6 protein-coding genes are annotated in these 4546 nt (G+C 41.2%); 2 read left to right on the top strand and 4 right to left on the bottom strand.

Translation table 11 applies throughout. The annotated features are described in order from the left end of the window. Nucleotides 1-503: 503 nt before the first annotated feature. Both ABWY16_RS07500 and ABWY16_RS07495 read left to right on the top strand, forming a co-directional pair. Entirely contained in the window at nt 504-1151 is a 648-nt protein-coding gene (locus ABWY16_RS07500; protein WP_353904025.1) for a DUF6266 family protein, read from the top strand. Nucleotides 1152-1155: 4 nt separating this feature from the next. Then, a complete protein-coding gene (locus ABWY16_RS07495) occupies nt 1156-1851 on the top strand; it encodes a DUF6266 family protein (protein WP_353904024.1) in 696 nt (231 codons plus the stop codon). On the opposite strand, the gene ABWY16_RS07490 is transcribed toward ABWY16_RS07495, so the two are convergent. The 4 genes from ABWY16_RS07490 to ABWY16_RS07475 form a co-directional block, all read right to left on the bottom strand. Continuing rightward, complete coding sequence (locus tag ABWY16_RS07490) at nt 1840-2991, bottom strand: DUF3095 domain-containing protein (RefSeq protein ID WP_353904023.1); 1152 nt, start codon at nt 2989-2991, stop codon at nt 1840-1842. The genes ABWY16_RS07495 and ABWY16_RS07490 overlap by 12 nt on opposite strands. Then, the gene (locus ABWY16_RS07485) at nt 2991-3512 is read right to left on the bottom strand and encodes a DUF2911 domain-containing protein (RefSeq protein ID WP_353904022.1); all 522 of its coding nucleotides are present in this window, start codon (nt 3510-3512) and stop codon (nt 2991-2993) included. The genes ABWY16_RS07490 and ABWY16_RS07485 overlap by 1 nt, the downstream gene beginning before the upstream one ends. A gap of 78 nt (nt 3513-3590) precedes the next feature. Further along, nucleotides 3591-4019, bottom strand: a complete 429-nt coding sequence (locus ABWY16_RS07480) for a hypothetical protein (protein WP_353904021.1) — start codon at nt 4017-4019, stop codon at nt 3591-3593. Between the two features lie 77 nt (nt 4020-4096). Beyond that, nucleotides 4097-4546 (bottom strand): hypothetical protein (locus tag ABWY16_RS07475; protein ID WP_353904020.1); only part of this gene is annotated, 450 nt, incomplete at its 5' end.

The following is a 4546-nucleotide window of genomic DNA, read 5'->3' as shown; positions in this document are numbered from 1 at the left end:
TATCAGCTGTCACCATTCTTGAGGCCACAGTAGAATTATAGATTTCAACTATTTTATTGAGGTCTGACAGTTTTGCGTCTCTGTATTGCAGCATGATAAGGTTGAAGTAAGTGTTCAAAGCTATTGTTTCGGGCTATGATATCAAAGCGAAATTAAAATTATCCTTTCTGCTGCGGCTCTTGTCTCCGGATTAACCTCATTAACGTCTATGAGAAAGTATAAATGCTCTTGAATGGATTGTACCTCGATTTAAAACAACGAATAAAAGATTGATACTAAACTTATAATCAATCTAGTGTTGATAAGGTTTTGATAAGCCATTGGTAAGGGGTTGGTAAGCTTTTGATAAGCAATAACGGCTTGGAAACAACTTATTTACTGCTTATAAATCACTTATCGATACCGCATGAAATATAAGTTTATTTTGCCTTCACTATTGTTTCTTAAATAATTAATTATTACCTTGTATGGAATTAAACATTGTTAAACTAATTTTATATATTATGGGAAAGCTAATAAATGGGCCCATGGGTACAGTAGTAGGAAAAGTGGGCGGTTATGTAACTTATTTTTTAAATGGTGAGCTGGTCACCAGAGCTATTGGTGTAGTTGACCATTGGTCTGACGCGCAATATGCAGTACAGATGAAGACGGCATTAATTACTGCCTTATTGAAACCTGTTAAACCGGTCATTCGTAAAGGCATGAAGTATACGCCAAAACCAAAAAGGACCTGGACGGCCTATTCAATGGCTACTTCGGCAAATAATCCGGCTGCGATTACAGGAGATTATCCTGAATTGAAAATTGACTATGGAAAAGTTGTCCTTTCTCTGGGAGATATTCCTGCTCCGTTGAATCCGAAGGTACAGCTGTCTGATGGCCGTATTGCTTTTACCTGGGAAGCAGACCTCGACAGGGAAGGAGCCGACGTGGACGATCGGGTGATGTGTGTGGCTTATTTCCCCGAAACCTATCAATCCTTCAATGTTACTGATGGTGCAAAAAGGGGAGAAGAGTACCAGGAAATCAAACTGCCATCTTTTACGGAAGAAATGAAAATTGAGACCTATATCTGCTATTTTTCCGAAGATAGAAAACAGTCTTCCAATAGTGTATATCTGGGTCAGTTGACCTGGACTAAAGACTAAAATCATGGCAGTTATTATACAAAAGGGACCTATTGGTACCCTTAAAGGAAAAGTTGGAAATGTGGTTGTCGGCAAGTGGAGAGCCAAGGATGTAGCGAAACAGAAGCCGGCTAAAATGCATAAAAAAAAGAAAAAGCCGCAGTCGGACCAAAACCTAAGGCTCGGCCTGGTTACACATTTTTTATCGCCTTTCAGCGCGTATGTTAAAATTGGATTTGAAAAAAAGACCAATAAAAATCCTGGCTTTCAAACCGCTGTGGAACACAATTTAAAGCATGTGGTTATTGGAGAATTTCCGGAGTATAAAATTGATTACAAAAAAGCAGTTTTCAGCAATGGTGAACTCGATATGGCCTGGGGAGCAAAAATTGCGCTAAATGGGACTGATGAGATCCATGTAACCTGGGAAGTGCCTGAAACTTCAAAGATCAGGATCACTGGTTCTGACGTAGTTTGTCTAATGCTGTACAGCGAGGAGCAGAGCAGATTATTGTATCTTGGGAAAAAGACATACGTACGTGCCGATTTGGAATTAACAGAAAACTTTGCAGATATCTACCACGGGAACAACTTGCATGGCTGGCTATTTTTCGCAAGCCCTGATGGAAAGTCTGTTTCCAATACCAGATACATCGGATCTGTGAAGGTGCCTGAAAAAGAAGCTGCACCTGCCGGGGATCAGCCAGTGTTAACTGCGTAGTTTTACTTTCAGTACACTAGCAGCGTTGGTGTAGCCGCCTTCAGAACCGTCTACAAAATGAATATGGTCATCCTGGAGATCCCGTACATAACAGGACATTACTGCATCTGTGCTTACATGCAAACCAAATTTGATGATACCCTGATTCTCCAGTTCGTCGAGACTTTCCTGCAGGCGCAGCCTTTGTAAATCTGTTCCGGATATAACAGTATTGATCCTGCCATCTATAACGAGGGTATCAGACATATTTACCAGTCGGGTAAGGTAATCCTTGCCCCTTCGTGTTTTGAAATAAAGATGACCTAATAAATGGCTGAACCATTCATAGAATTTTTTCAGGAAGTTGCCTTCATTTAAGCTGGCGCGCATTTCCAGTTCAATCCGGTTGAAAGTAGTTTTCAGTTTCAGCTTATTGATGGAGATTGGCTGGCGTTTTTCTGGCTTGCCATAAATCTGGTCGAGCAGGACGATCACTTTGCGGAGTGCTTCCGCCTGTTTGAAATCCGCACCAGCTACCGCCAGCAGCGTAACCACTTCATTGTGATGTTCGGGTGGCGCGATTTTATCCCATCGGCATGACATTCCGGTAAGGTCAAGTTCCGATTGCTGCAGTGCACGTTCAGGATAAAGATAATCATCCCCCTTGATCACTTTCTCCGCGTAGCTTAAACCTGTACCCAGAACAACAGGTATATACAACGTTTTTGAACTTTTAAACTTACTGATGCGCAGGTCATGCCCCTCTTCATAGATTCTGTTTACCGGTATTGTTCCGGCACGAAGATCAATATTGAAGTTTTTTAAAGTATTTTCCCTGAACAACAGAAGTGCACTCAGGGCACTGTCGATAACAGTCGGAGGTACGATAAATGTAGCACCGTCGCCTCCAAAGAAAAACGGAATGGTAATATTGGCCCTGAAAATAACATTCAATACAGTCACGATGCTTCCCGTAGCAATGAGGTTCACTGTTTGATGCATACCATTTTGCACAGCAGCAGTAGAGTTTCTGATATCTGTAATAATGACGTGCCAGTTCTCAGGTATCTGATGAAAGAGGCTGTCTCTTGCCAGCAGTTCCTGCAGGGGGATTTGATTCTCCCTTAAATCAGAATAAAACTTAGCATTTGGTTGCGACATTATTTGATTGCGACAGGTACTGAAAGGTTTTCCCAAACCAGTTCGATTCCTTTGGGTGTTACCAGGTATTTCAGCTGTTCTTCAGTTGCGCTGCTTTTTCCAGGTGTTACATTTACTGTTAACACATCTTTTGCAGGGACATGTGTAGTTACTCCATCATGTGTAGTTCCCCATTGTCCTGTTTCAGAATTGAAGATGATCTTCCAGGTTTTTGCACCCGGAATAGCGTAGATACTGTAGGAACCGGCCGCCAGGTCTTTTCCTTCTACTTTGATCTTTTTGTCTGTTGTAAATGTCGTAGCTTTATTGGCGCCAGCTCTCCAGACTGCATCGTAAGGTACCAGTGCTCCCCAGATTTTACGTCCTTTAACACCAGGACTGCTATATTCAATGGTAATGTTAGCTCCGTTGATCGTTCCTTTTGCAGTTGCAGCAGGACTTGGCTGATTTTGTCTGGCCCAAATCCCGTAAGAAATCACCAGGAGTGCCAGCGTGAGCATTCCAATTTTTAAAGTTTTCATCTTCATACAATTTATTTAGTTGGTATAAAAGTAAATTAATACCAAAATATTTCAAATTTTAATTTACACATCAAAGTGTTAAACAAGTGCTTCTTCTGTTGCTTTAACTGAAGCTGCTGCTTTTAATTGCAGCTCTTTGTTGATTATGTTAAACTGGCTTCTGCCTTCGGGATGGATGGCCAGGATACCATTGACCTGATCAGTATTACCTTCTGCTATTTTAGCATTCAAGCTTTCAACATCCTGAACGGTAAGGCGGTTTTTTTCAAATTTGTCCGACCAGTGGTTGACGAATTTAGCAACGCGTTGGGTTTCAATTTCATCCATGATCGGGCTGAGGCTTTGTTTCAGTTCGTCTGCTGCCTGCATCTCCTTTGTGTAAAAAGGATTTAGCGCTTTGACAAAAGTGAAGTTTTGGACGGAAGCTCTTCTAAGTACGATAATCAGATAAGGGATAGCAAGGATAATCACAATTGCTGTGATGATTTGAGTAGAATTGAAATTCATGTAAGGGATATAATTTATATGGATTGATCTTGGCTTGTTAACAGGGGTTTTATTTTAGTAAAATTAAGCAAACTTTATTAATACTTAATGCTGTAATTTCGGATCTGCATTTTGATTTTGCCGGTTTTGGTTTCCATGCTGCGCATCTTCTTGCGGTCGATCGTGGTGCCCTTACCCATAAAGTTTAATGGTATTTTTAATTTCTCAATGGCGAAAGTAGCTTCTACGTAACTTGGAAGGATATCTTTCAACAATGCGTAGTTCATCATCAGGGTATACGATCCTTCCTTACGGGTATTGATTTCCGACTGTACAATTCGCACTGCCTTTGTATCCATATAAAGTGTGGCAAGAGCGAGGTCAGACTGATTGGTGGTCGGGATAATATTGATCACCTTCAGGGATCTTCCGTTACGTTTTTCGGTCCCCCTGTCAACCGTGATGAAGGGGTATTTGAAGATTTCGGACAGAGAGAAATCAAGTCCGCGTTTGGGCAGCATCACGAAATCCTTTGATGTAAACATCAT

This window comes from Pedobacter sp. (assembly GCF_040513095.1).
GTDB lineage: Bacteria > Bacteroidota > Bacteroidia > Sphingobacteriales > Sphingobacteriaceae > Pedobacter.
Note: the sequence above shows the minus strand (reverse complement) of the source record. Positions and strands in the feature narration are given on the sequence as shown.